Origin of the sequence: Tenacibaculum sp. TC6, assembly GCF_050606265.1 — a bacterium.
Classification (GTDB): Bacteria; Bacteroidota; Bacteroidia; order Flavobacteriales; family Flavobacteriaceae; genus Polaribacter.
On record NZ_JBOCUK010000075.1, the window covers coordinates 1 to 1,523 of the forward strand.

Here is a 1,523-nt window from a genome sequence, read left to right on the forward strand (position 1 = left end):
GTTTTCCTCTTTGAATTAATTTGTACTTCATCATATTTAATTTTTAAATTATACACATTTTATATTCTTCAAAGGGACGAATTTTATATCCCGATGGAAGAATTGCTACATCTCGATGCAAATTTTGCTACATCCCGATGGAAGTTTTCTTACATCTCGATGCAGATTTCACTACTCTTAAAAGGAGTGAAAAAGTTTATTGTTTTTATGAAATGGATACTACTTTTTCGCATATTATTTACCAAACTATTAAGAGTATTTTTATTATTAAAACTAGGACAAGCTTACACCTTGTTTACATATTATATGCCAAGTCCCTTTATTTTTTTCCAAGAAAAATAAAGTTGAAAAGCCATTCAATCTTCCAGAGCTTACTCCCATAATAACTATTGCTTTAGTGTTTTGTTTATTAAAAGCTATTCTTGAAAACTTGAAAATAAAATCGTATTTCTCAAAACCTTTATCAAGCGTTTTTTCATAGTAATGTTGATAAGGAATTATAACTGAATATTTATTGTCTTTAATTTTTGTTAAATCAATACTGTCTTCTTTATCAAGACTTACTAGATTGTCATATAATTGCTTAAACTCTTCTGTTTTACAGCTTTTTAATTTTAAATCCTTGCAATAAGAAATTGAAAGAATAGAATCTATTCCTATAATAAATCTACCATTATGCCTTATATACTTATTAAGTATATTGTTAGAATCTTTATAGATTTTTCTGTCTAATTCTATCAATTTTTTGATTGAATCTGAATTGATATTGCTGTTGGGAGAAGGAGGGGTTATTTTAGGAGGAAAGGCAATGAAATTCACATGAGTTTTGGTTGTGTAATCAAAAAGAGCCTGTAAAATTTCATGCGTATCATCAGTTGTGTAATTTGGGGTTACATTTTTACAGCTAGTAAAAACTAGAAGGAAAATAAAAATAAGTTTAATGTTTCTCATAAATATTATATTTTACTTGCAATCAGGTATAAAACAAATAAATTATATTCGAATTTTTTTTATTCTATCTCATAGACAGGTCTAACACTAACAATTTTTTTATCATCCAAAACTAAAAACAAAGTGCGCGTTTCTAAATATAAATACAAATTATAAGCTTTTATATCTCCATTTTTATGATAAGATTTAGAATTATTTAAAACTTCAACAAAGTCTACCGTCTTAATAGGATTAATATCTGTGTAAATTTCTTTCTCTACAAAATATACAGAGGCAGATAAACCTCTTATTCCATTTACTAAATAATATTTATAATGTTCTATAGGATGTGATTTCTTTGTGAGTAAAGAATCATTATACATAATAAAAAGGGTGTCTTTTTTTCTTTCTTGAGAAAAGCAAGAAGTATTAATAAAAAAGACTGTATAAAGGATTAAATATTTCATAATTATTGAGGACAGTTTTTTGTTGTTTTATAATAATATGTATTATAAGCAGTGTTTTTTTCATAGCTTTTTAAATTTATTCAATTACCCATTCTCCTGACCAATAAGCGTTAAAATATTTTACGA

General features: G+C 25.7%; 2 protein-coding genes. Both read right to left on the reverse strand.

What is annotated here, in order from left to right:
- Positions 1-273: 273 nt before the first annotated feature.
- Positions 274-951, reverse strand: coding sequence for a hypothetical protein (locus ACQY1Q_RS17345; RefSeq protein ID WP_431006589.1), 678 nt, complete (start codon positions 949-951; stop codon positions 274-276).
- A 59-nt stretch (positions 952-1,010) separates the two neighbouring features.
- Positions 1,011-1,397 (reverse strand): hypothetical protein, encoded by a 387-nt coding sequence (locus ACQY1Q_RS17350; protein WP_431006590.1) that lies wholly within the window; start codon positions 1,395-1,397, stop codon positions 1,011-1,013.
- Between the last annotated feature and the right edge of the window lie 126 nt (positions 1,398-1,523).

Coding starts and splice junctions, on each gene's coding strand:
- ACQY1Q_RS17350 (WP_431006590.1), bottom strand. CDS start 1,397: ATGAAATATTTAATCCTTTATACAGTCTTTTTTATTAATACTTCTTGC.
- ACQY1Q_RS17345 (WP_431006589.1), bottom strand. CDS start 951: ATGAGAAACATTAAACTTATTTTTATTTTCCTTCTAGTTTTTACTAGC.